This is a genomic window from Verrucomicrobium sp. GAS474, from assembly GCF_900105685.1.
GTDB lineage: Bacteria > Verrucomicrobiota > Verrucomicrobiia > Methylacidiphilales > GAS474 > GAS474.
The window spans coordinates 779,755-800,882 of sequence record NZ_LT629781.1; the positions used below are offsets into that span (position 1 = coordinate 779,755).

Annotated in this window: 16 protein-coding genes; 5 read left to right on the forward strand and 11 right to left on the reverse strand. The window is 65.4% G+C overall.

The window, feature by feature from the left end; all coding sequences use genetic code 11:
- Positions 1 to 107: 107 nt before the first annotated feature.
- The 6 genes from BLU04_RS03335 to BLU04_RS03360 form a co-directional block, all read right to left on the reverse strand.
- Positions 108 to 1,898, reverse strand: coding sequence for a VCBS repeat-containing protein (locus tag BLU04_RS03335; protein ID WP_093282193.1), 1,791 nt, complete (start codon positions 1,896 to 1,898; stop codon positions 108 to 110).
- A complete protein-coding gene (locus tag BLU04_RS03340) occupies positions 1,898 to 3,244 on the reverse strand; it encodes a DUF4159 domain-containing protein (RefSeq protein ID WP_093282195.1) in 1,347 nt (448 codons plus the stop codon). The genes BLU04_RS03335 and BLU04_RS03340 overlap by 1 nt, the downstream gene beginning before the upstream one ends.
- Positions 3,245 to 3,265: 21 nt before the next feature.
- Complete coding sequence (locus BLU04_RS03345; protein ID WP_093282198.1) at positions 3,266 to 3,682, reverse strand: biopolymer transporter ExbD; 417 nt, start codon at positions 3,680 to 3,682, stop codon at positions 3,266 to 3,268.
- A 3-nt stretch (positions 3,683 to 3,685) separates the two neighbouring features.
- Complete coding sequence (locus tag BLU04_RS03350) at positions 3,686 to 4,180, reverse strand: biopolymer transporter ExbD (RefSeq protein WP_093282201.1); 495 nt, start codon at positions 4,178 to 4,180, stop codon at positions 3,686 to 3,688.
- Between the two features lie 40 nt (positions 4,181 to 4,220).
- Positions 4,221 to 5,069, reverse strand: a complete 849-nt coding sequence (locus BLU04_RS03355) for a MotA/TolQ/ExbB proton channel family protein (RefSeq protein ID WP_093282203.1) — start codon at positions 5,067 to 5,069, stop codon at positions 4,221 to 4,223.
- A gap of 132 nt (positions 5,070 to 5,201) precedes the next feature.
- A complete protein-coding gene (locus BLU04_RS03360) occupies positions 5,202 to 5,951 on the reverse strand; it encodes a hypothetical protein (protein WP_093282206.1) in 750 nt (249 codons plus the stop codon).
- A gap of 616 nt (positions 5,952 to 6,567) precedes the next feature.
- Here BLU04_RS03360 and lpdA point away from each other — a divergent pair.
- From lpdA to BLU04_RS03375, 3 genes are read left to right on the forward strand one after another with little or no spacing between them, the layout of a single operon-like run.
- Positions 6,568 to 7,971, forward strand: a complete 1,404-nt coding sequence (lpdA, locus tag BLU04_RS03365; protein ID WP_093282209.1) for a dihydrolipoyl dehydrogenase — start codon at positions 6,568 to 6,570, stop codon at positions 7,969 to 7,971.
- A 28-nt stretch (positions 7,972 to 7,999) separates the two neighbouring features.
- A complete protein-coding gene (locus BLU04_RS03370; protein ID WP_093282211.1) occupies positions 8,000 to 8,746 on the forward strand; it encodes a hypothetical protein in 747 nt (248 codons plus the stop codon).
- A gap of 21 nt (positions 8,747 to 8,767) precedes the next feature.
- The gene (locus BLU04_RS03375; RefSeq protein ID WP_093282214.1) at positions 8,768 to 10,117 is read left to right on the forward strand and encodes a hypothetical protein; all 1,350 of its coding nucleotides are present in this window, start codon (positions 8,768 to 8,770) and stop codon (positions 10,115 to 10,117) included.
- A gap of 4 nt (positions 10,118 to 10,121) precedes the next feature.
- On the opposite strand, the gene BLU04_RS03380 is transcribed toward BLU04_RS03375, so the two are convergent.
- The 3 genes from BLU04_RS03380 to gyrA form a co-directional block, all read right to left on the reverse strand.
- On the reverse strand, positions 10,122 to 10,814 hold the full coding sequence (locus tag BLU04_RS03380) for a lipid-binding SYLF domain-containing protein (RefSeq protein WP_093282216.1): 693 nt from the start codon (positions 10,812 to 10,814) through the stop codon (positions 10,122 to 10,124).
- 95 nt (positions 10,815 to 10,909) lie between these two features.
- Entirely contained in the window at positions 10,910 to 12,163 is a 1,254-nt protein-coding gene (locus BLU04_RS03385) for an HD domain-containing phosphohydrolase (RefSeq protein ID WP_093282219.1), read from the reverse strand.
- A 37-nt stretch (positions 12,164 to 12,200) separates the two neighbouring features.
- A complete protein-coding gene (gyrA, locus tag BLU04_RS03390) occupies positions 12,201 to 14,852 on the reverse strand; it encodes a DNA gyrase subunit A (RefSeq protein WP_093282221.1) in 2,652 nt (883 codons plus the stop codon).
- Between the two features lie 204 nt (positions 14,853 to 15,056).
- Between gyrA and BLU04_RS03395 the strand changes: the two genes are divergently transcribed.
- Together BLU04_RS03395 and BLU04_RS16265 are read left to right on the forward strand one after the other, a co-directional pair.
- A complete protein-coding gene (locus tag BLU04_RS03395) occupies positions 15,057 to 16,364 on the forward strand; it encodes an outer membrane protein transport protein (protein ID WP_157895073.1) in 1,308 nt (435 codons plus the stop codon).
- A 239-nt stretch (positions 16,365 to 16,603) separates the two neighbouring features.
- Positions 16,604 to 17,101, forward strand: a complete 498-nt coding sequence (locus tag BLU04_RS16265) for a hypothetical protein (protein ID WP_157895075.1) — start codon at positions 16,604 to 16,606, stop codon at positions 17,099 to 17,101.
- An 8-nt stretch (positions 17,102 to 17,109) separates the two neighbouring features.
- Here BLU04_RS16265 and BLU04_RS03400 read toward each other — a convergent pair whose 3' ends face one another.
- Positions 17,110 to 18,405, reverse strand: coding sequence for a DUF1343 domain-containing protein (locus tag BLU04_RS03400; RefSeq protein WP_157895076.1), 1,296 nt, complete (start codon positions 18,403 to 18,405; stop codon positions 17,110 to 17,112).
- 94 nt (positions 18,406 to 18,499) lie between these two features.
- A complete protein-coding gene (locus BLU04_RS03405; protein WP_157895077.1) occupies positions 18,500 to 21,025 on the reverse strand; it encodes a chemotaxis protein CheA in 2,526 nt (841 codons plus the stop codon).
- Between the last annotated feature and the right edge of the window lie 103 nt (positions 21,026 to 21,128).

The following is a 21,128-nucleotide window of genomic DNA, read 5'->3' on the forward strand; positions in this document are numbered from 1 at the left end:
TGCTTCTTAAGAAGAAAACGTAAAAAAGTCGATCTCTATTGCGGTATTTTTTTCCGACGAGGGGAAAAAGCGCCCGAACAGGAACTCGGGCAGGAAATCGGAAGCGGCTATTTTTTCACCACCGTCGGCTCGGCGAGGTAAAAAGTACCCCGTCCGTGGAGCGACCATTGGAGGCGGCACTGGAGATCGCTTGCCTTATGGTCCCGCAGATCCATTCCTTCCTTCGTCGTGTCGCCGGGGCGGACCCGGAGCGGAATCCGGTATTCGGACCAGCTCGACCCGAGGTTGATTTCCCGGCTCGTGACGAGGGGGGGAAAGACGTCGAAGCCCTCCTCGTTATGGAGCTTGGTGACGACCCCGACGGTGACCTTGTCGAAGCGGTCGCCCTTGGCCCAGAAATGGAGCTCGTAGTTGGTATCGGGGGTGAGCATCAGGTAATCGGTGTCGCTCCCGCCGAAGCCGGTGCCGTTCGGGATGTAGCAGATCTTCCAGGTGTAGAGGTTGAGCTCGAAGATGGGGATTTCCCGGTTCTTTTCCCGCGCCTGTTCCTCGAAGATGTAGGCATCGGAGACGGTCCCCTTCGGCTGGGGGACGAAGGAGAACTTCAGCGCGTGCTTCGATTTCGTCCCGGCCGGCATCTCGAAATCCTTCTCGTACATCGCGGCCTCGGCCGGTTCGGCGCTCACCGACTGGAGGACGAAGAACGACGAGGCGGGCGGGACGCTGGGAATGCCGTAATACCGGAGCCAGTTCCACCGCACCGGCTCCATGGTGGCGACGCCGGGAGGGGCGATCTTCACGGCATCGACCTTGTCGAACTTCGGCTCGGCGACGGTTCCGGTGTTGCGGGCGATGCGGACGGGGTTGGTCCGGGTGACGTCGGAGTCGGAGGCCGAGCTGAAGAGGATGACCGGCTTGCCGTTGCCGTCGAGGTCGCCGATCGTCGCGCGGACGAGGGAGCCCCAGCCGGTTTCCTTGCCGTTCAGCTTGAGGAAGATCGGTTCCTTGAACTTCGGCTGCGTCGCGCCCTCGGCGGTGTCGTTGAGGTAGAGGAGGAGGTGGCCCTCGCGGTCGCCGACGAAGAGGTCGGGCTTCTTGTCGCCGTTCCAGTCATAGGAGCAGACGGAGAGCTGCTCCCGCCCCTCGCCCCGGAGGAGGAGGACCCGCTCGGCGAACTGGGGACGGGCGTTGCTTCCGGTGTTCTTGAGGTAGTAGATGTTGTCGGCGGCGTAGGTGCCGTCGCCGACGAGGAGGTCGGCGTTCTCCGAGCCGGGAATCCACTGCGCGAGGGCGGGGGCGAGGTAGGCGCACCAGAGGCCCTTGGCGCTGGTGGGAATGGCGACGGCGTCGAGGTTCTGCGTCGCCTCGAAGCGGGGGATCGCCGAGTTCTCCATCATCCGGACCCGGAAGAGTTCCCCCAATCCGTTGCCGAAGAAGAAAGTACGGAGGCCGCCGGCGTCGGGCGGGGTGATGTCGAACGCGAGGGGAGAGCCGCCGAGGTCGATCGGGATCGGGATGCCGGCGTCGAACTTCGCATCGGTCTTGGTCCCGCGGTTGTAATAGATCCAGAGACCGCCCTGGGCGTCGGACATCACGAGGTCGAGGAGGCCGTCCCCGTCGATATCGGCGAAGCGGACGGCGGGGGGGAACATCTTGAAGGTCAACTTTCCCTTCGAGTCGACGACGGGGCCGCCGCCCTGCCGCCCGGTCGGCTCTCCGAGGGTGTTCGCGCCCGAGGCCCAGAACTGGACCCCGGAACGGACCTCGTCGAGGCTCCGCTCCGGGATCAGGCTCTTGACGGGCGCGTCGTCGGCCCGCAGCGAAAGCGGAAGAAGCGCCGCGCCGAGGAGAAGCGGGAGCAGAAGGAGGGACGCCGGGGCGCGAAGGAAGGACAGCATCACAGGTTGTTGAGTTTTTCCTGAAACCGGGTGAGGAGGTGGGCGACGATGTTCGTCCCGAGCTGGAACGATTTCTCCGACGCGTCGATGGTCCAATTCCGGTAGGGGGCGAAGATGACGCTGCTCTGGTTGGACAGCATGTAGTTCTGCCGCTGGCTGACGATCCCCTTCTTGTCCCCCGCGATGTTGTGCTGCCAGCCGTCGAGCTTGTTCCCCCCGCCGGGCGGCTTGATGGGGGGCCTGAACGCCATGTTCATCATGTCGGTGTAATTGTTCGGCGTGTAGAGGATGGCGATGCAGTCGTCGATCTGGAGCATCTCCAGGGCCTCGTTGCGGAAGTTCATCCCCGCCGGGACGGCGTCGAGCTGGTAGTAGGCGTCGCGGCCCTTGAAGATCGGATGGTCGAGGGGGATCGGCTCGAACTGCTTGTCGGGGTCGGGGATGACGCGCTTCATCTCCCGGCGGAAGGCGATGTCGAAGCGGGAGCCGTACCCGGCGAGGCCGTTGTCCCCCCAGACGGCGCCGCCCTCGATGAGGTAGCGGCGGAGGGTGGCGACTTCCTTCTCGGTGAGGACGAAGTCGGCGAAGCCGGCGAAATAGACGAAGGGCGGCTTGATCCGGAAGATCTCGTCGGTCGAGAGGTCGATCGGCGTCGGCGTGAGGGAGGCCTGGATGCGGTTGCCGCTCCACGCGTTGATCATCGTGAGGAGGTTGATGATCGGCCCGCGGACGATCTTCCCGTCGACGACGTCGTGGTAGTCGGCGGGGTTGAGGGTCGAGGCCTTCGCGAGGTAGCAGGAGAACTTCGCGCGGAGGTTCTGCCCCTTCCCCTGCGGGCCGCTCTTCCCGTCCTCGCCCCACGTGCCGACGGTGGCGCGGATCGCCGAGGCGCGGGAGGCGAAGCTGTTCGTGTTCCGCGGCGTGCTCGGGGCCGCGACGTTCTGCTGCGCGGTGGTCGGCGGCGCGATCGTCGGGACGGCGATCGTGACGGGGACGGTGAAGGCGCTCGGGTCGTTCGTGAGGGCGCTGATCGGGTCGTGGGGGGTCGGCGTCGTCTCGGTCGGGACGGGCGGGGTCTCAGTCGGCGGGGTGACGGGGGCGGGGGGCGGCGGCGGCGCGGCGGGCGGGCCCTGGGAGACGTCGGAGGCCTCGAAGTCGCCCTTCGGCCCCTTGCCGCCGGGGAAGAGGACGCTGCTGCCGAAGATCAGGAGGAGGAGGAGGTGGAGGAGCCCGGCGACGACGACGTAGGGATTGCGGAGTAGCTTCTCCCACCACGTCTTCTTCCGCTCGCCCGCCTTGAGGTCGGCGAGGACGGGTTTCGTGTGGGGATCGAGTCCGGTGCTCATGAAAGGGAGGGAAGGGGCGCGCTAGGAAGAGCCGAAGGAGATGTTCTTCACCCCGGCGGCGCTGCAGGCGTTGAGGACGTCGATGACCCGTTCCTCGAGGGCGTGGGGATTGGGGGCGATGATGACGGCCTGCTTCTCGCCGAACTGCTTGATCGCGTCGGAGAGCTTCTGCTTCAGCTCGGGCAGGTCGTGGTTCTTCGGCGCGTCGATCGGCGTCTGGTTGAAGGAAACCTGGCCGCCGACGTCGATGCCGAGGGTGATCGGGGTGTCGGGCGTCCCGGGGCTGCTCCCCTGGGAGGGGAGCTTGATGCCGAGCTCGGTCTCCTTCACCTGCTGGGAGGCCGTGACCATGAAGAAGAGGAGAAGGACGAAGAGAAGATCGAGCAGGGGCGCGATCTGCAGCCCGAACTCGCCTTCCTCGCCGCCGCCGCTCGCCATGGCCTAGCCGCCTCCCGCGGGTTGGGCCTTCTGCTGGCCGGGCTGTTCGCCGCTCAGCACCGCGAAGGTGACGTTGGAAATCCCGGCCTGGCCGCAGGCCCGCATGAGGTCGGCGACGTAGGCGTACTCGACCGACTTGTCGGCCCGCAGGAGGACGCGGAGGACGGGATCGGCCGAGACCTTCCCCTGCAGGTAGGAGGTGAGAGCGGCGGTGTCGGGGACGGTCTGGTCGTCGATGTACATGGAGCCGGTCTTCGCGACGATGTCCCAGCGGACGTTGATGACGACCTGGTGGCCCTTCTGCTTGTTCTCCTTGCTGTCCTTCGCGACGGGGAGCTTCACGTTCTTGTCGGTCCGGAGGACTTCGACCGTGGTGATGCTCATGAAGAAGACGAGGAGGACGAAGAGGAGGTCGGCCATCGGCGCGACCTGGAACTCGGGCTCGCCGCCGTCGTCCTGGAGGGCGCGGTTCACCCGTTTCTTGCGGAGCTTGGCCATGGGAGGGACGACGCGGGGAGGGAAGGTTGCGCGGGAAGGGTCAGGCGGAGACGACTTCGCCGCCGACCTCGCCGCCGTTCTCGAAGGCGCCGCCGCCGGGCTGGCCGACGACCATCCCGGCGACGTGCTCGTAGGGGATGTTCTCGAAGAGGCGGTAGATGGCGAAGTCGGCCATCATGATCGCCGTCTGCGCCTTGTTCTTGAAGACGTAGAAGAAGAGGAAGCCCGGGATGGCGACGATGAGGCCCGCCGCCGTCGAGGTCAGCACCTCGCCGATCGCCGCCGCGAGGCCGGAGGGATCGCCGATGCCCGACGCGCCGAGGGAGTTGAAGGCGCTGATCATGCCGATGACGGTACCCGTCAGCCCGATCATCGGGGTGACGACGCCGATGACGGAGAGGTAGTTCATGTTCGCCTTCAGCATGACGGCCTGCTGGGAGGAGACCTCGTCGAGGGCGTGGGTGACGGCCTCGTGGCCGCGGCCGATCCGCTCCAGCGCGACGCCGACGACGCGGGCGAGGAAGGAGCGGTTCTCCTCGCAGAACTGCCAGGCTTCCTGATAGGAGCCGTAGCTGATCAGCTCCTGGAGGCGGGCGAGCTGGGCCTTCGGGGCGAGGGCCTCGAAGCGGAGCTTCAGGAAGCCCTCGATGATGAAGCCGGTGACGACGATGGAGAGGATGGCGCAGATCCAGACGGCGAAGCCGGAGTGGGTGATGACGTGCATCAGGGTCTTGTCAGAGGCCACCGCCTTCGGCGCGATCGTGTCCCCCGCGGTGGCCGCGGCTTCCTGCGCGTGGAGGGCGGGAGCGGAGAGTTCGAGCAACCCGACGACGCCGACGGCGAGGACGAGGAGGAAGAGGAGGTGGCGGAGGGAGAGGCGGTTCATCATGGTTTTGGGTCTAGGCTCTGGGCTATTAAAATGATCGAAACTATTAGTCTATCTAAAGAATTACGTCAGCACTGTAAAGCGATTTGGGCCACACGAAAGGGAGTGAGTCACTCGGAGCGGTTCCCTCTCTCACTAGGGAACCTGCAGGGCGGGCGTCGCCCCGGTCAGGCTGGCGATCTTCTGCTGCGCCGCCTTCACGCTGGCCTCGTTCTGGTTGAAAAGGGTGACGGTCGTGAGATAGGACTCGTAGGCGGCGGCGGTATCGCCCTTCGCCTCGAGCACCTCGCCGTTCAGGAGGAAGAGGGAGCCGAGGGAATCGGCGGCGGCGGCCGAGCCGGGGGCCTTCTTCACCTCGGCGACGATCGGCTGGAGGAGGGCGAGGGCCTCGTCGACCTTCTTCTGGATCAACGCGTAACGGGCAAGGGCGATCTTCGCCGCGATGGGGGATTCGGGACCGCTGTAGAGGGAGGCGAGGTCGGCGTAGATGGCGGCAGTCTTCGCCGTGTCGCCCTTCTGCTGGGCGGCGTCGGCGAGGCGGGCCATGGCCATCGGCACCCAGGGGACGGGAAGCCCCTTGTATTGGTCGACGAGGGGCTGGAGCGTGCTCTGGACGAGGTCGGGGGAGGCCTTTTCCGTCGCCGCCATCGCGGCGGGGACGGTCATGTCGATCCGCGCCACGTCGGCGACGGGGACGCCGATGACCCCCGCCGGAAGCTTCAGCATGATGTTGCCGCCCTGGAACTGGGTGATTTCCCCGGTCAACAGGGAGCCGTCCTTTTTGTAAAGCGTATCGTCAGCCCGAAGAAAGCCGGGCAGGAGGAAGCCGAAGGCGAGCGCGACGATGAGGCATCCCTTCCCCACGCGGACGACCGCCTGATCCATTTCAGATGAAAAGAAGGATGAAAAAATCATGCGAGCGAAGAGCAGGTTACGAAGTTAAGTGGTTCGCGAGGGAGTTCGTACAGCCAAACACTTAAAATCTCACCGAGGGGACCTATTATTAGCAATCACGCCTTGCATTGCAAGGGCGAGTTTCAATTGCTTGTCTAAACATTTTAAGGAGAACCTTCAGAGAGGAAGCGATTTTTGATGATTTTGTAACCTTAGATAGGGCTGAACGTCTGGCTTGTGTCTTTTTCTGTTTCCCAAGCCCTCCCTCTCCCAACAAGGAGTCTGGCCATATGGGTCCCCTCTCCCCCCGCAATCCGTACCCTCGGGCGTACCGGAACCATCCGATTTTAATCCAGTGAGAAGACGAGGCGCCGCCCAAGCGCGTCCGCCTAGTTAAGGCCCTCCGAAGGGGAGGTTCCAGGAGGGGCAAAGCCCCTCTTGGGCTATAAAGCGGATCGCCTCCAGCTGTACAGGGTTGACCGCGCAAGTCCCGAAGGGCATCCCCAGTCCGCGATCCCCCCCACAACCCAGACTTCCCAAACCGCCCCACACCCCCTAAGCTAGCCTCCTTCCAAAGAACCCCATCCCCTTCCCCATCCTTATCCCCATGAGTTACGATCTGGTAGTCATCGGCGGCGGTCCCGCCGGATATGTCGGTGCGATCCGCGCCGCGCAGCTCGGCAAGAAAGTCGCCTGCGTCGAAGTCGAGCGCGCCGGAGGCACCTGCCTCAACTGGGGCTGCATCCCGACGAAGGCCCTCCTGAAGAGCGCCGACTTCTACCACCAGGCGAAGCGGGCCGAGGAATTCGGCTTCAAGATCGGCAAGATCGAGTTCGATTTCGCCAAGGTCATGGCCCGCAGCCGGGGCGTCTCCGACCAGATGGCCAAGGGGATCGAGAGCCTCTTCCGCAGCAAGAAGGTCGACTACCTCGTCGGCCGCGGCCAGATCACCCCCGACAAGAAAGTCATCGTCACCGCCGCCGACGGGACGAAGCAGACCCTCGAGGCGAAGAACATCCTCCTCGCCACCGGCTGCACGCCGAAGGCCCTCCCCGGGCTGAAGCCCGACGGGAAGAAGATCTTCTCCAGCCGCGAGATCCTCGCGATCAAGGAGCAGCCGAAGTCGATCATCATCCTCGGCGCGGGCGCGATCGGCGTCGAGTTCGCCCACTTCCTGAACGCCTTCGGGACGAAGGTCACCCTCGTCGAGATGATGCCGAACATCCTCCCCATCGAGGACGAGGAAGTCTCCCGCCTCCTCGGCCGGACCTTCGTGAAGAACGGCATCGAGGTCCTCACGAACACCAAGGTCGAGAAGACCGAGGTGACGGCGACGGGCGTCAAGATCACCACCTCCTCCGCCACCGGCGAGGCCGGGACGGCGACCTCGACTTACGAGGCCGACACCCTCCTCGTCGCCATCGGCGTCCAGGCGAACACCGAGGGCCTCTTCGCCGCCGGCGTCGCCCCGGAGCTCGACCGCGGCTTCCTCAAGACCAACGGCAGCTACCAGACCTCGATCCCGGGCGTCTACGGCGCGGGCGACATCGTCGGGCCGCCCTGGCTCGCCCACGTCGCCTCCCACGAGGCCGTCGAGGCCGTCGAGGGGATCTTCGTCCCCGGCAAGAAGCCGAAGAAGGTCGAGCTCTTCCCCGGCTGCACCTACTGCAGCCCCCAGGTCGCCAGCATCGGCCTCACCGAGAAGAAGGCGAAGGAAAAGGGCCTCAAGTACAAGGTCGGCAAGTTCCCCTACGTCGCCAGCGGCCGCGCCGTCGCCGTCGGGGAGCCCGAGGGCTTCGTGAAGCTGATCGTCGCCGAGCCGCACGGGGAGATCCTCGGCGCCCACATCATCGGCAGCGAGGCGACCGAGCTCATCGCCGAGCTCGGCCTCGCGATGACGCTCGAGGCAACGGTCGACGAGATCCACTCGACGATCCACGCCCATCCGACGCTGAGCGAGATGATCGCCGAGGCGACCCTCGCCGCCCAGGGCCACCCGATCCACATTTAGTCTTCAACCGTCCTCCCTCCGGCCCGCCATGCTCCTCCCCTCCGAATGGAATATCCAGAGCCCCGCGCACGCCTGCGCGGCGACGGGGAAGCCGTTCGCCGAGGGGGACAAGGTCGTCACCGTCCTCCTCCAGGACCGGAAGGGCGAGTGGAAGCGCCTCGACTACGCCGCCGGGGAATGGCCGATCCCGACGCAGGGGAACCTCATCAATCCCCTCGACGAGAAAGGGATGGAGCTCCTCTCCTCGTGGCGCTCCCTCTATAAGCCCCGCCCCCAGGCCGCCACCGCCCTCCACGGCATCAACGAGACCCTGACGAAGGACAACGCCGAGAGCCTCCTCCGCCGCCTCCTCTCGGAGCGCAACCCGGCCCACAACAACGCCTGCTACATCCTCGCGCTGATGCTGGAGCGGAAGCGGATGTTGAAGGAACTCGACCGCCGCGAGATCGAGGGGATCCCCTGCCTCATCTACGAGCACACGCCGAGCGGCGAGACGTGGATCATCCCGAACCCGCCGATGCGCCTCGACGAGATGACCCGCGTCCAGACCGAGGTCATGAACCTCCTCGCCGGACCCGCGCCCGCTCCTGCCGTGGAGGTTCCTGCGGAGATTCCTGCCGAGACTCCCGCCGAAGCCGTCGCCGCCGAGGAAACTCCCCTTCCCGCGACGGAAGCGGCGGAAACCCCGGAGACCCTCGCGGCTTCCGATGCCGAGGGCAACCCCTCGTCGGATCGGGCCGAGGACGAGGAAGTTTCCTCCCATCCGCTCGCCTAACACCCGGGGAGCGACCCGCCCATGCAGCGGATCCTCTCCACCCTCCTCGCCTTCGGCTTCCTCCTCGGCTCAACGGAAGCCGACGACGTCACGTCTCCGCCCCCGCCGAAGCTCGCGCCGTTGATGCGCGATTTCATGGGGATCAACGGCCACTTCACATTCCGCCCCGCGCTCTACCGCCCCGTCTGCGGCCTCGTCCGCAACTATCATCCGACCGGGTGGGACATCGGCGACGACACCTCCCGTCCTCCCGACTTCCCCGTCGCCCGGACCAACCGGGTGAACTGGGCCGACCTCTACGGGAGTTGGAAAAAAGAGGGCTTCACCATCGATGCCTCGCTCCAGTTCGAGTCGATCCCGCAGGCGAAGTGGAAGAGCCCCGAGGCCGACGCACGGGCCTACGGCGAGGCCTTCGCCCGCGCCTTCGGCCCCTCCACGCGCAACCTCGTCACCTCGGCCGAGATCGGGAACGAGCCCGAGAAATGGGATCTCCCCGCCTACCGGAAACTCTTCGAGGCGATGGCGCGGGGCCTCCGCGCGGGCGATCCGAAACTGAAGATCGTCACCGCCGCCGCCTCGGCCTCGCCCGGGAAGCCCGATCCCTATTCCCAAAGCGTCGCCACCTTCGACGGCCTCGGCGACCTCTACGACGTCCTCAACGTCCACACCTATTCGATGATCGAGGGCTGGCCGACATGGCGTCGCGTCGCCCCCGAAACCCCCGGCATCCCCTACCTCCGGGCCGTCACCGAGATGACCGCCTGGCGCGACGCCCACGCGCCGGGGAAGGAAGTGTGGGTCACCGAATTCGGATACGACGCCGGGACGAAGAAGCCGGAGCCCGGCACGTTCGAGAAATGGGTCTCCTCCACCGAGACCGAGCAGGCCCGGTGGCTCGTCCGCTCCTTCCTCCTCTTCTCCTCCCTCGGCGTCGACCGCGCCTACCTCTACTATTACGACGACCGCGACGAGCCGAGCTTCCACGCCTCCTCCGGCATCACGCGGAACTTCGTCCCGAAGCCCGCCTACCACGCCGTCGCCCATCTCTACGCGACGCTGGGCGATTATCGCTTTTCCCGCGTGGTAAAAGATCGAAAAGAGGACGGCCTCCACGTCTTCGAGTACGTGAACCCGGACAAGCCGAAGGAGCCGATCTGGGTCGCGTGGCTCGGCGGCTCCCCGGCCGAACGCGATCTCGCGAAGGTCATCGTGAATCTCGACCTCCCCGAAGGCGCCCGCGTCGCCCGCCTCGAGACGATGCCGCTCGGCGCCGGCGCGCCGCCCGACGAGGATGCGATCATCGCCTCGGCGAGCGGCTGGAGCGGCCGCCTCGGCCCCTCCCCGGTTTATCTTTGGCTGAAGCTTCCTTAGATTATTACGCCTTCCCGTCGAGGAGCTGGTAGAGGCGGTCGGCCGACTTCGGGGCCTTGACCTTGCCGTTGAGGAGGTCTTCCTGGCGGTAGCCGGAGCCGTAGGCGTCGCGGTTGATCTCGTTCTTCCGCTTGATCGTGGCGCCGCCGAGCGTCGCCCCGCCGAAGACGCCCTCGCTGTCTTCCTTGTAGATCACGACCTCGCGATGGGAGAGCTCGTCGGTCGTGACCCGCTCCGTCGCGCTGGTCGAGCCGGCGGTCCCGGTCGCCGTGGCGTTCCACTCGAGCTTGCCGTGGCCGAGGAAACGCTGGACGGCATCGTCGGTGTTCAGGACGACGATGTACTTCGCCTGGGTGAAGCCGAGCTGCGCGCCGACGCTGCCGCCGCCGATGTTGAAGGCGACGGGGGCGGTCCAGAAATGGGACAAGGTCGTCGCCCGGCGGGTGACGACGATCCCCTCGCCGCCGACGCCCCCGATGCCGATCCCGGCCTTGGTCAGATCGAAGATGGCGACGCCCTTCGCCTGGGCGAGGAGGTCATTGGGGATCGGGTCGCTCGAATGCTGCTTCTGCGCGAGGACGGCGGTGGCGGTGTGGATCCGCTCCTCCAGGTCGGCGGCCTTGAGGCCGGGGGTGAATTGGACGCAGAGGCAGGCAAGGGAGCCGAGGACGGCAAGCTTCAAAAAGTTGGCTTTCATGGTACCAACGTAAGGCAGACCCGCCGATGCGCAAATGGGGGCGGTGAAAAAGGGGTCCGCCCCGCTCCCCGAACGCGTCGTCCTATCGCGTCGCCCTACTCGACGATCATCTTGAAGCCGGGGACCTTGCCGGAGGCGGCGACGTCGAGGAAGGCGCGGTAGACGATGGGGTCGTAGAGGTGGGCGTGGGTGGCGAACCACGGGGCGGCCTGCTGCTGGCGCTCGGCGATGTCCATGAGGCTGCGGGGAAGGTCGATCCCGGCCTTGCGCTTCGCCCATTCGGCCGGGGAGAGGCGGCTGGTGAGGTTGTGGTAGGCGTCGGCGAGGGAGATGATCTGGGCCTCGCGCAGGATGAGGCGGAGGGGGAGGCGGTTCGGGAAGCCGGTGCCGTCCCCCTGCTCGTGGTGCTGGGAGACGATCTCCCAGACGCGGCCGAAGCGGTTGATCCGCTGGAGCATCGCGACGCCCCGGGCGACGTGGGATTCGTACTCGGAGAGGGCGGCCCCGCGGAGGGTCTCGGGATCGGCGACGCGGATTTCCTCGCGGAGCTCGGCCTTGCCGATGTCGTGGAGGAGGGCGGCGAGCTCGATCTCGGTGCGGGCCTCGCCGCGGTAGCCGATGGCGTCGGCGACGGCGACGGAGATGCGGGCGACGGCGTCGGCGTGGTTGTCGTGGTAGTGGCCGCCGTTGCCGGAGAGGAGGGTGCCGAGGACGCGGGCGGTGGCGATGAGGGTGGCGCGGGCTTTCTGGTGGAGGAGGAAGAAGTCGCGGTTGACGCCGGTGAGGTCGCCCCGGATCTCGGTGAGGACGTCGCCCTGTTCCTCGGCCTCGCCGGAGGCGACGCGGTTTTCCTGGAGGAGGTCCCGGTGCTGGAAGCAGAGCCGGATCATCTGGACGAGCTCGCCGGGCTGCCACGGCTTCGAGATGTAGAGATGGATCTGGCCCTTGGAGATGCCGGTGATGATTTCCCGGATCTCGCCGTAGCCGGTCATGATGGCGCAGACGGTGCTCGGCAGGAGCTCGGAGACCTTCGCGATGAGGTCGGTGCCGCTGAGGGCGCCCATCCGCTGGTCGCTCAGGAGGACGTCGGGCCTGGCACCGGCCTCGATGGCGGCGAGGGCGGCCTCGCCGGAGCTGAACGCGGTGACCTCGTAGAAGCGGCCCAGCAGGACCTCGGCGACCTTGAGGATGCCGGGATCGTCGTCGGCGACGAAGAGGCTCCGGCGGCGGCCGCCCTGGGGCCGCGTCGGCATGGCGGCCAGCTTCGCCCCGGGGGGCAGGGAAGGCGTCCCCGATGGCGACGATCCCCCGCCGGAAAAGAGGGCGGCGAGATCGGGTTCGGGTTGCATCGGGGTTCCTTCCCTGACTGGGCTGAAGTCGGCCGGCCTAGCCGTCGAGGTTCGGCTGCTCGGCCTCGCCGTCCTCGGCGCTCTCGTTCTTTTCCGAGATGACGGGGGCGATGGCGAGGAGCTTGTCCCCGGCTTCGAGGTTGATCAGCTTCACGCCCTGGGCGTTGCGGCCGGTCTCGCGGATGTCCTTCGACGAGGTGCGGACCATGAGGCCCTTCTCGGTGATGAGCATGATCTCGGTCTCGCCGGTGACGGTGAGGGCCCCGGCGACCTGGCCGGTCTTCTCGGTCGTCTTCATCGTGATGATCCCCTTGCCGCCGCGCGACTGCTGGCGGTATTCGGTGAACTCGGTCCGCTTCCCGATGCCGTTCTCGCCGGCGACGAGGAGGGTCGAGTTCGGGTCGACGAGGGCGGTGGCGACGACTTCGTCGCCCTTCTCGAGGGTGATCCCCTTCACGCCCGAGGCGGGACGGCCCATGAAGCGGACGTCATTCTCGTCGAAGCGGATGCTCATCCCGGTCTTGGTGATGAGGACGACTTCCTTCTTCCCGTCGGTGAGGACGACCGACATGAGGAGGTCCTTGTCGGCGGGGTCGATCCCGATGGCGATGATGCCGCCCTTGCGGTAGTTGGCGAAGTCGGAGAGCTTCGTCCGCTTGACGGTCCCCTGCTTCGTGGCGAAGAAGAGGTAGTCCTCGGACTCCCAGGTGATGTCCTCGTTCTTGCTGCTGCGGCGGGACTCGATGCGGATCATCGCGGCGACGCTCTCGTCCGACTTCAGCTCGAGGAGGTTCGCGATGCTCTTGCCCTTGGACGCGCGGCCCATCTCGGGGATCTCGTAGACGCGCTCGACGTAGACGCGGCCCGTGTTCGTGAAGAACATGAGGTAGTCGTGCGTGGAGGCGGTGAAGAGGTGCTCGACGAAGTCGCCCTCCTCGTTCCGGTTCTCCTCGGAGGCGGCGTGGCCGATGACGCCCCGGCCGCCGCGCCGCTGGGAGCGGTAGCTGTTGATGTTGGTCCGCTTGATGAGGCCCTTGTGGGTCAGCGTGATGATGACGCCCTCGTTGGCGATGAGGTCCTCGAGGAGCATCTCGCCCTCGTCGGGGACGATCTCAGTGCGGCGCTCGGTGGCGTGCTTGTCCTTTAGGGCGCGGAGCTCCTTCTTGATGATCGTGAGGACGCGGATTTCCTTCGAGAGGATGTCGATGAGGTCGCTGATCCGCTCGAGGAGCTCGTTGTATTCCTTCGTGATCTTGTCCCGTTCCAGTCCGGTGAGCTGGTAGAGGCGGAGGTCGAGGACGGCGTCGATCTGGCGCTCGGTGAGGAGGTAGTTGCCGTCGCGGAGGCGGCGCTCGTCGCGGATCTTGATGCCCCATTTCTCGACGGTGGCGCGGGGGAACTTGAAGTCCTCGAGCTTGTGCTTCGCCTCTTCGCGGTTCTTCGACTCGCGGATGATGCGGATGAACTCGTCGAGGTTCGACTGGGCGATGAGGTAGCCCTCGAGGAGCTCGGCCCGGTCCTCGGCCTTGCGCAGCTCGAAGCGGGTGCGGCGGAGGATGACCTCGCGGCGATGCTCCACGTAGCAGTTGATCATCTCCTTCAGGTTCAGCGTCTTCGGCTTGCCGCGGTCGATGGCGAGCGCGTTGACGGAGAAGGAGCTCTCGAGGGAGGTGAGCTTGAAGAGCTTGTTGAGGACGACCTTCGGGACGGCGTCCCGCTTGATCTCGATGACGACGCGGGTGTTCTCGTCCGACTCGTCGCGGATGTCGGAGATCTCCGGCACCGTCTTGTCGCGGACGAGGTCGCCGATCTTCTCGACGAGGGTCGCCCGGTTCACGTTGAAGGGGATCTCGTCGACGATGAGGACGGTGCGGCCGCCCTTCTGCTCCTCGGTGTGGACCTTGGCGCGGACCTTCACGCTGCCGCGGCCGGTGTGGAAGTAGTTCTTGATCCCTTCCTGGCCGAGGATCTGGGCGCCGAGGGGGAAGTCGGGGCCCTTCATGACCTTCATCAGCCCTTCGATGGAGACCTCGGGCTTGTCGATCACCAGGCAGATCGCCTCGACGACCTCGCCGAAGTTGTGGGGCGGCATGTTCGTCGCCATGCCGACGGCGATGCCGGTCGAGCCGTTGACGAGGAGGTTCGGGAAGGCGGCGGGGAGGACGACGGGCTCGGTGAGGCGCTCGTCGTAGTTCGGGACGAAGTCGACGGTGTCGCGGTCGAGGTCCTCCATCAGCGCGATGCCGAGGTGGGTGAGGCGGGCTTCGGTATACCGCATCGACGCCGGCGGATCGCCCTCGATGGAGCCGAAGTTCCCCTGGCTGTCGATGAGGGGCTCGCGGATCGCCCACGGCTGGGCCATGTGGACGAGGGTCGGGTAGATGGCCTGGTCGCCGTGCGGATGGTAGTTACCCATCGTGTCGCCGACGATCTTCGCCGACTTCAGGTGCTTCCGGGTCGGGGTGAGGTTGAGCTCGCCCATCGTGTAGAGGATGCGGCGCTGGGAGGGCTTCAACCCGTCGCGGACGTCGGGCAGGGCGCGGGAGACGATGACCGACATCGAGTAGTCGAGGAAGCAGCTCCGCATCTCTTCGGAGACGTTGATGCGCTGGAATTTCTCGCCCTGGGCAAAGAGGGAACCGCTGCCCGAGGAGGGCGCGGGAGTGGGGGGAACGGGTTCGTCGGCCATAAGTGGATTAAGCCCGTTATTGGAACATGCCCCGGCGCGGGGGGGAAGCAAAGAATGTCGGCGCGGGGATGCTCTCCCGGTGGACTCGAAAAGGGCTTGTTAGAGAGAGGGCCGACCCCCCACCCTCCCGGCGTGAAACAAAAATCCGGGCCGTCGCGCTTCCGTCGCTTTTCGTTGATTTTCGGCGTTTTAGGCGCTTTGGGCGTGCTCCCCGCGTCCCTGACTCCCGTCCACGCGGGCGGCGTCTATGGCAATGGCGTCGGGGCCCGCTCGATGGGCATGGGCGGGGCCGACGTGGCGTGGGCCTCCGATCCCCTCGGCGCGATGGGGGTGAACCCGGCGGGCCTCGCCGACCTCACCGCGCCGACGCTCAACCTCGGCGGGGTCGGCGGCATGGCCCAGGGCCATTTCAACAAGCCCGGCATCTCGAGCGGCAACCTCGACATGACGCCGATGGGCGCGCCCGAGTTCGCGTTCGGCACCCCGGCGGGGTCCCTCCCCTTCGTCGTCGGCCTCTCCCTCGTCCCCGAAGCCGAGCTGGGCGGCACCTGGCATTACAACGACCCCCCCGGCGGCCTCGCCGGGACGACCTCCTACGGGAACACGGAGGACAAGTCGTCGATCACCAGCCTCCGCTCCGCCCTCGGCGCGGCGGGGAAGATCACCTCGGCCTTCTCCGTCGGCGCGAGCGTCGGCCTGATCTACAACGAGAACCGGCTCGTCGCCCCCTACACCTTCCAGAACCTCCAGCCCGGCGCGGGCGGCCCCGCGAACAGCGGCCTCAACGGCGCGAAGACCCTCCTCGACCTCCGCACCTCGGGCCTCGGCTGGAACGCCCAGGTCGGGATGCTCTACCGCGCCACGCCCGACCTCCAGTTCGGCCTCTCCTACGAGAGCAAGACGAAGATCCACTCGACCGGCGACGCGACGGGCGACCCAAGCCAGCAGTTCGGCCAGGCCCCCGGCTCCCTCCCCTTCCACTACGACGCGACCGCCGACACGAAGCTCCCGCAGGAAGTCCGCGCCGGGGTCTCGTGGAAATTCCTCCCGAAATGGCGTCTCGCCCTCCAGATGGACTGGATCGATTGGGCGAGCGCCTTCGATTCCCTCCCCCTCACCTTCAAGAACGGGAACAACGCCACGGTGAACGGGGCGCTCGGATCGAGCTTCAGCGAGAACGTCCCGCTCAACTGGGACAGCCAGTTCGTCTACCGGGCGGGCGTCGAATACAACCTCACGGAGAAGCTGACCCTCCGCGGCGGCTACTGCTACGGCAACAGCCCCGTCCCCGCCTCAACCCTCTCCCCCCTCACGGCGGGCATCCTCGAACACACGCTGACGACCGGCCTGGGGTATCAGTGGAAGCAGCTCCAGATCGATCTCGCATATCAGTATGATCTGCCCGCGACGCAGACGGTGGGGAATAGTGCGCTGCGGTCGGGGGATTATTCGTATAGCTCAACGACGGTGGAGGCGCATACGGTGGCGTTGACGACGACGGTAAAATTTTAGCTATTCTAAATGCACTTTTTCAATCCAACATTCATGTATGGATATGATCGATGAATTTATCAAATTTTGGGGGCGCTCCTTAGAAGATGCTTTAGCACTTTGGGCTGGAACATACGGAATCGCTGTCGGCGTTTACACTATCATTTGTATTTTTTTTAATTCCAGAGGAAAAAAAATCTCGGTGGATCAATAAATTAAAGCAGTGGAGAAAATTTATTGTAAAACCTATTTTTGTATTCTTGTTTTTTCTCATACCCCCTTTTCTTGAATTCAAAAAAGCAAACGAGCTTCGAGTTCTAGCCCAGAAGGAAAGAGACAAAAACACCACCATTTCGGCCAATAACTCACCAGGCACCATCCAAGCTGGACGCGATATCATTGTTCAACATCTCCCGAGAAATGGCTTACGACTCCTCAACACTTCTCAAGAGGCCGATGCAAATGGATTGGCTGTAACTATTTTTGAATTTGGTTCAGAAGCAGCCACTGAAAATATTGATCCTTACAAGGTAGCGCTGTCATTTTCCGAACCATTTGAAAACGCAACTCATTACATAAAAGCTTTGAATCCCCATTTTCAGGCCTTTGGCGGAAGTAGCGCAGCAATCGACGCGACAAAATCCTCCTACACCGTTTCGGGAAGAGATCTGAGTGAAGCTCACTTAATCGTAAAAATTATTGCTTCTCATCCCATGCAACCCTCCAACATAACAATGGAGCCTAAATCCGAAAACTAAGCCTTCTCCTACTGATACATCAAATAAGGAGCCCGCACTTCGCGAAACCGGCTCACGTTCGGCTGCCAGGCGGAGGCGATTTCCCCCGCCGACAGGCGCTGGTCCTGGATCTTGTCGCGGATGCTGGCGCTGCCGTAGACCTTGTAAAAAAGGTTGAGTGCCATGGAGGGCGATTTCTCGAAGAGGTCGCTGCTGCGGGAGGCCTCGCGGAGGAGGTAGACGGCGAGGAGGCAGAGGTTCCCCTCGGTGTGGGGATTGACCCGGAGGACGAGGCCGGGCCAGCCGATCTTCGCGTTCGGGACGGCCTCGGCGGTCATCCCGGCGGCCTTCATCCCGTTGATCTTCGCGGCGAGGGCCGGGGCGGGGAGGCCGGGCGCGTAGAGGATCTGGAAGGGGGTCGGCGTGCCGACGCCGATGTTCACGCCGTTCAGGCTGCCGACGATTCCGGTGATGACGTAGTAGAGGGGCGAGGTGGCAAAGGGGATGTTCGGCGAGGTCTGGACCCACTTCAATCCGGTGTCCTGCCACGTCATGTCGCGCTTCCAGCCGACCATCGGGACGATGGTGAGGCGGCGGCACTTGCGGCTCGTCCAGCCGAGATCGTTGCCCATCCGGGCGGCCTCGCCGACGGTGAGGCCGTGGACGTAGGGGGTCGGGATCTGGCCGACGAACGACATCCAGCGGGTCTCGACGGGCGGCCCCTCGACGCGCCGCCCGCCGAGGGGATTGGGCCGGTCGAGGACGACGAACTCGACGTTGTTCTCGGCGCAGGCCTCCATGCACTTGATCATCGTGCTGATGTAGGTGTAGCTGCGGGCGCCGATGTCCTGCATGTCGTAGACGAGCATGTCGAGGCCCTTCAGCATCTCGGGGGTCGGCTTCCGCGTGTCGTCGTAGAGGGAGTAGACGGGGAGGCCGGTGAGGTCGTCGTCGCGGGAGCGGACATATTTCCCGGCGAGGATGACGCCGTCGATGCCGTGCTCCGGCGCGTAGAGGCGGACGAGCTTCACGCCGGGCGCGTTCTTCAGGACGACGCGGGTCTTCCGCCCGAGGCCGTCGACGCCGGTCTGGTTCGTGACGAGGCCGATCCGCTTCCCCTGGAAGAGCCGGAACTGGTCCTTCTCGATGACGTCGATGCCGAGGGAGATCCGGGGACCGGAAACCTCGGCGGGGGTGGAGGCCGGTTTGGGAGCCGGAGCCGGGACTGGAGCCGGGACCGGGGGCGGAACGCCCCCCGGCGGTGCGGCGCGCAGGGGGAGGAAGGGGAGGAGAAGCAGGGCCAGGACTGAGGGGAAGCTTCGCACCGTGCCCCAATGTACCGACCCCGGGTACCGGGCGTCAATCCCGGGGCTTACGTGAGGAAGAACCCCTGCCCCGGACTCCCTTTCCGGATTCTTCTTACTTCTTTTTCTCGCCGTGATGGATCAGCGAGGCGGCGTCGAGGATGAGGCCGACGGTGCCGTCGCCGAGGATCGCCGCGCCGGCGAGCGACTTCACGCTCTTGAACTGCTCGCCGAGGCTCTTGATGACGACTTCCTGCTTGCCGATGAGGTCGTCGACGAAGAGGGCGGCCTGGTCGTGCCCGGCCTCGATCATGACGACGATCCCCTCGGTCGCCTCCTGGATCGCGTCGGGGACCTTGAAGAGCTCGTGGAGGCGGACGAGGGGGAAGATCGAGCCGCGGACGTTGACCATCTCGTTCGTCTCGTGGAGCGTCGAGACCATCTCCGGGGTGACGCGGAGCGATTCCCGGACCGAGAGGGTCGGGAGGATGTAACGCTGCTTCCCGACACGGACGATGAGGCCCTCGATGATGGCGAGGGTGAGGGGGAGGTAGATCGTGAAGGTGGAGCCCTTGTCCTTCGTCGACTGGATGTCGATCTTGCCGCGGAGCTTCTCGATGTTCCGGCGGACGACGTCCATGCCGACGCCGCGGCCCGAGATGTCGCTCACCACGTCGGCGGTGGAGAAGCCGGGGGCGAAGATGAGGTGGAAGATCTCCTGCTCGGTCGGCTCGGCGTCGGGGGCGATGATGCCGTTTTCCTTGGCCTTGCGGAGGATGCGCTCGGTGTTGAGGCCCGCGCCGTTGTCGATGAGCTGGATGACGATGTTGCCGCCCTCGTGGAAGGCGCGGAGCTCGACGAGGCCCTGCGGGGGCTTCCCCTTGGCGACGCGGACCTCGGGGGTCTCGACGCCGTGGTCGACCGAGTTCCGGACCATGTGGAGGAGCGGGTCGCTGATTTCCTCGACGATGGTGCGGTCGAGCTCGGTGTCCTCGCCGCTGATGACGAAGTCGATCTGCTTGCCGATCTTCGCGCTGATGTCGCGGACGACGCGGTTCATCTTCTGGAAGGTGCCCCGGATCGGGACCATCCGCATCGACATGGCGGTCTTCTGGAGCTCGTCGGTGATGCGGGAGAGGTGGGAGATGTTCCGCGAGAGGCGCTGGCTGGTGACGAGCTTCACGTCGGGGTCCTGCGCGACGAGGGACTGGGCGATGACCATCTCGCCGACGAGGTCGAAGAGGGCGTCGAGCTTCGTGGTGTCGACCTTGACGAAGGCCATCTTCCCCTCGGTGGCGGGGCCGGCGGCGGCGTTCGCCTTCGCCTGGGCGACCTGCTTCGTGGTGAGGGCGGCGGGCGCGGGGGCGTGGTGGTCGTCCTCGTCGTGGTCGTGATCGGCGGCGGCGCTGGCCGAAGCGACCGGTGCGGCCTTGGCGGCGGGCGCGGGGACGGCCGAGGCGGGAACCTCGCCCCGGGCGATCGCCTTGACGCGGACGATGAGGGCCGAGGTCGGGATGAGGATCGGCTCGACCTTCTTCTTCCCGTCGATCTGGGCCTGCATCTCGACGACGAACTGCTTCAGCACGTCGCCGCCTTCAAGGATGATGTTGATGACGGGGGTGGTGACGGCGAGCTTGTCCTGCCGGGCGAGGTCGAGGAGGTTCTCCAGCTCGTGCGCCGACTTGTTGATGGGGACGAGGTTCAGGAAGCCGGAGCTCCCCTTGAAGGTGTGGAACGCCCGGAAGATCGAGTTCAGGGTCTCCTTGTTCTGGGGGTTCTCCTCCAGCTCGAGGACGCCGTTCTCGATGTTCGTGAGGTGCTCGTAGGACTCGACGATGAATTCCTTCAGCATCTCGCCGTCGGACTCGAGGTCGAAGGTGAGGACCAGCTCCTCGGCGGCGGCCGTCGGAGCGGGGGCGGGGGCGGTCGTGGGCATGGGCGCGGGGGTGGGGGGGATTTCTTTGCCTGCGAAGGAGGCGGGGGGAGCGACGGCCTCGGGGGCCTCGAAAGGGAGGGCGGAATCGGCCCGGAGGGCCTTCGCCTGGGCGAGGAGGCCGCGGAGGGCGGAGAGCTCCGGCTCGGTCCAGGAGGCGAGGCCCTCGAGGACCCGCTCGACGTAATCGGTGGCGAAGATCGCCGCCTCGTGGAGCGACTTCAGGGCGGGGTTGCCCCCGGTCTTGTCGCGGAGCTTGGAGAAGAGGTCGCGGATCGGGAGCTGGCCGCCGTCGGTGCCGGGCTCGGCGAGCTTCAGCTCCGACTCGAGGTGGACGAGGGCGTCGTCGATCTTCGTGTAGTCGACGGGGGGGAGCTCGAAGTGGCGGAAGGGGTCCTTGCGGAGTTCCTTGAGCTCGTCGAGCGCCTTGCGGATCTCGGCGAGGTCGGCCTCGGTCCAGTTGCCGAGGGTGTCGAGGACGGCCTCGACCTTCGCCGTGGCGTGGGCGGCGCAGAGATGGATGGCGTAGAAGCCCGCCTCGGACTCGGCGACGTCGCGGAGGGTGGCGAAGAGGTCGCGGATCGGAAGCTGGCCGCCGTCCTCCCCGACTTTAAGGAAGGAGAACTCCTTCTCGGTCTTTTCGAGAAGACGGTCGATCTTCGCGTAATCCAACGACTCCGGGGTGGAGGCTGATGCGGTTCCTTCCATAAGTGTGATAAGAGAGGGTCTCCCGGACCCGATTTATATACGGGCCTCAAACCTTTAGCCAATGGTTTTGTACACGCATGAGTAGATTTAGGCGTTCCGCTGC

Coding starts and splice junctions, on each gene's coding strand:
- gyrA (WP_093282221.1), bottom strand. CDS start 14,852: ATGGCCGACGAACCCGTTCCCCCCACTCCCGCGCCCTCCTCGGGCAGC.
- BLU04_RS03405 (WP_157895077.1), bottom strand. CDS start 21,025: ATGGAAGGAACCGCATCAGCCTCCACCCCGGAGTCGTTGGATTACGCG.
- BLU04_RS03335 (WP_093282193.1), bottom strand. CDS start 1,898: ATGCTGTCCTTCCTTCGCGCCCCGGCGTCCCTCCTTCTGCTCCCGCTT.
- BLU04_RS03360 (WP_093282206.1), bottom strand. CDS start 5,951: ATGGATCAGGCGGTCGTCCGCGTGGGGAAGGGATGCCTCATCGTCGCG.
- lpdA (WP_093282209.1), top strand. CDS start 6,568: ATGAGTTACGATCTGGTAGTCATCGGCGGCGGTCCCGCCGGATATGTC.
- BLU04_RS03345 (WP_093282198.1), bottom strand. CDS start 3,682: ATGGCGAGCGGCGGCGGCGAGGAAGGCGAGTTCGGGCTGCAGATCGCG.
- BLU04_RS03350 (WP_093282201.1), bottom strand. CDS start 4,180: ATGGCCAAGCTCCGCAAGAAACGGGTGAACCGCGCCCTCCAGGACGAC.
- BLU04_RS03370 (WP_093282211.1), top strand. CDS start 8,000: ATGCTCCTCCCCTCCGAATGGAATATCCAGAGCCCCGCGCACGCCTGC.
- BLU04_RS03340 (WP_093282195.1), bottom strand. CDS start 3,244: ATGAGCACCGGACTCGATCCCCACACGAAACCCGTCCTCGCCGACCTC.
- BLU04_RS03375 (WP_093282214.1), top strand. CDS start 8,768: ATGCAGCGGATCCTCTCCACCCTCCTCGCCTTCGGCTTCCTCCTCGGC.
- BLU04_RS03385 (WP_093282219.1), bottom strand. CDS start 12,163: ATGCAACCCGAACCCGATCTCGCCGCCCTCTTTTCCGGCGGGGGATCG.
- BLU04_RS03380 (WP_093282216.1), bottom strand. CDS start 10,814: ATGAAAGCCAACTTTTTGAAGCTTGCCGTCCTCGGCTCCCTTGCCTGC.
- BLU04_RS03355 (WP_093282203.1), bottom strand. CDS start 5,069: ATGATGAACCGCCTCTCCCTCCGCCACCTCCTCTTCCTCCTCGTCCTC.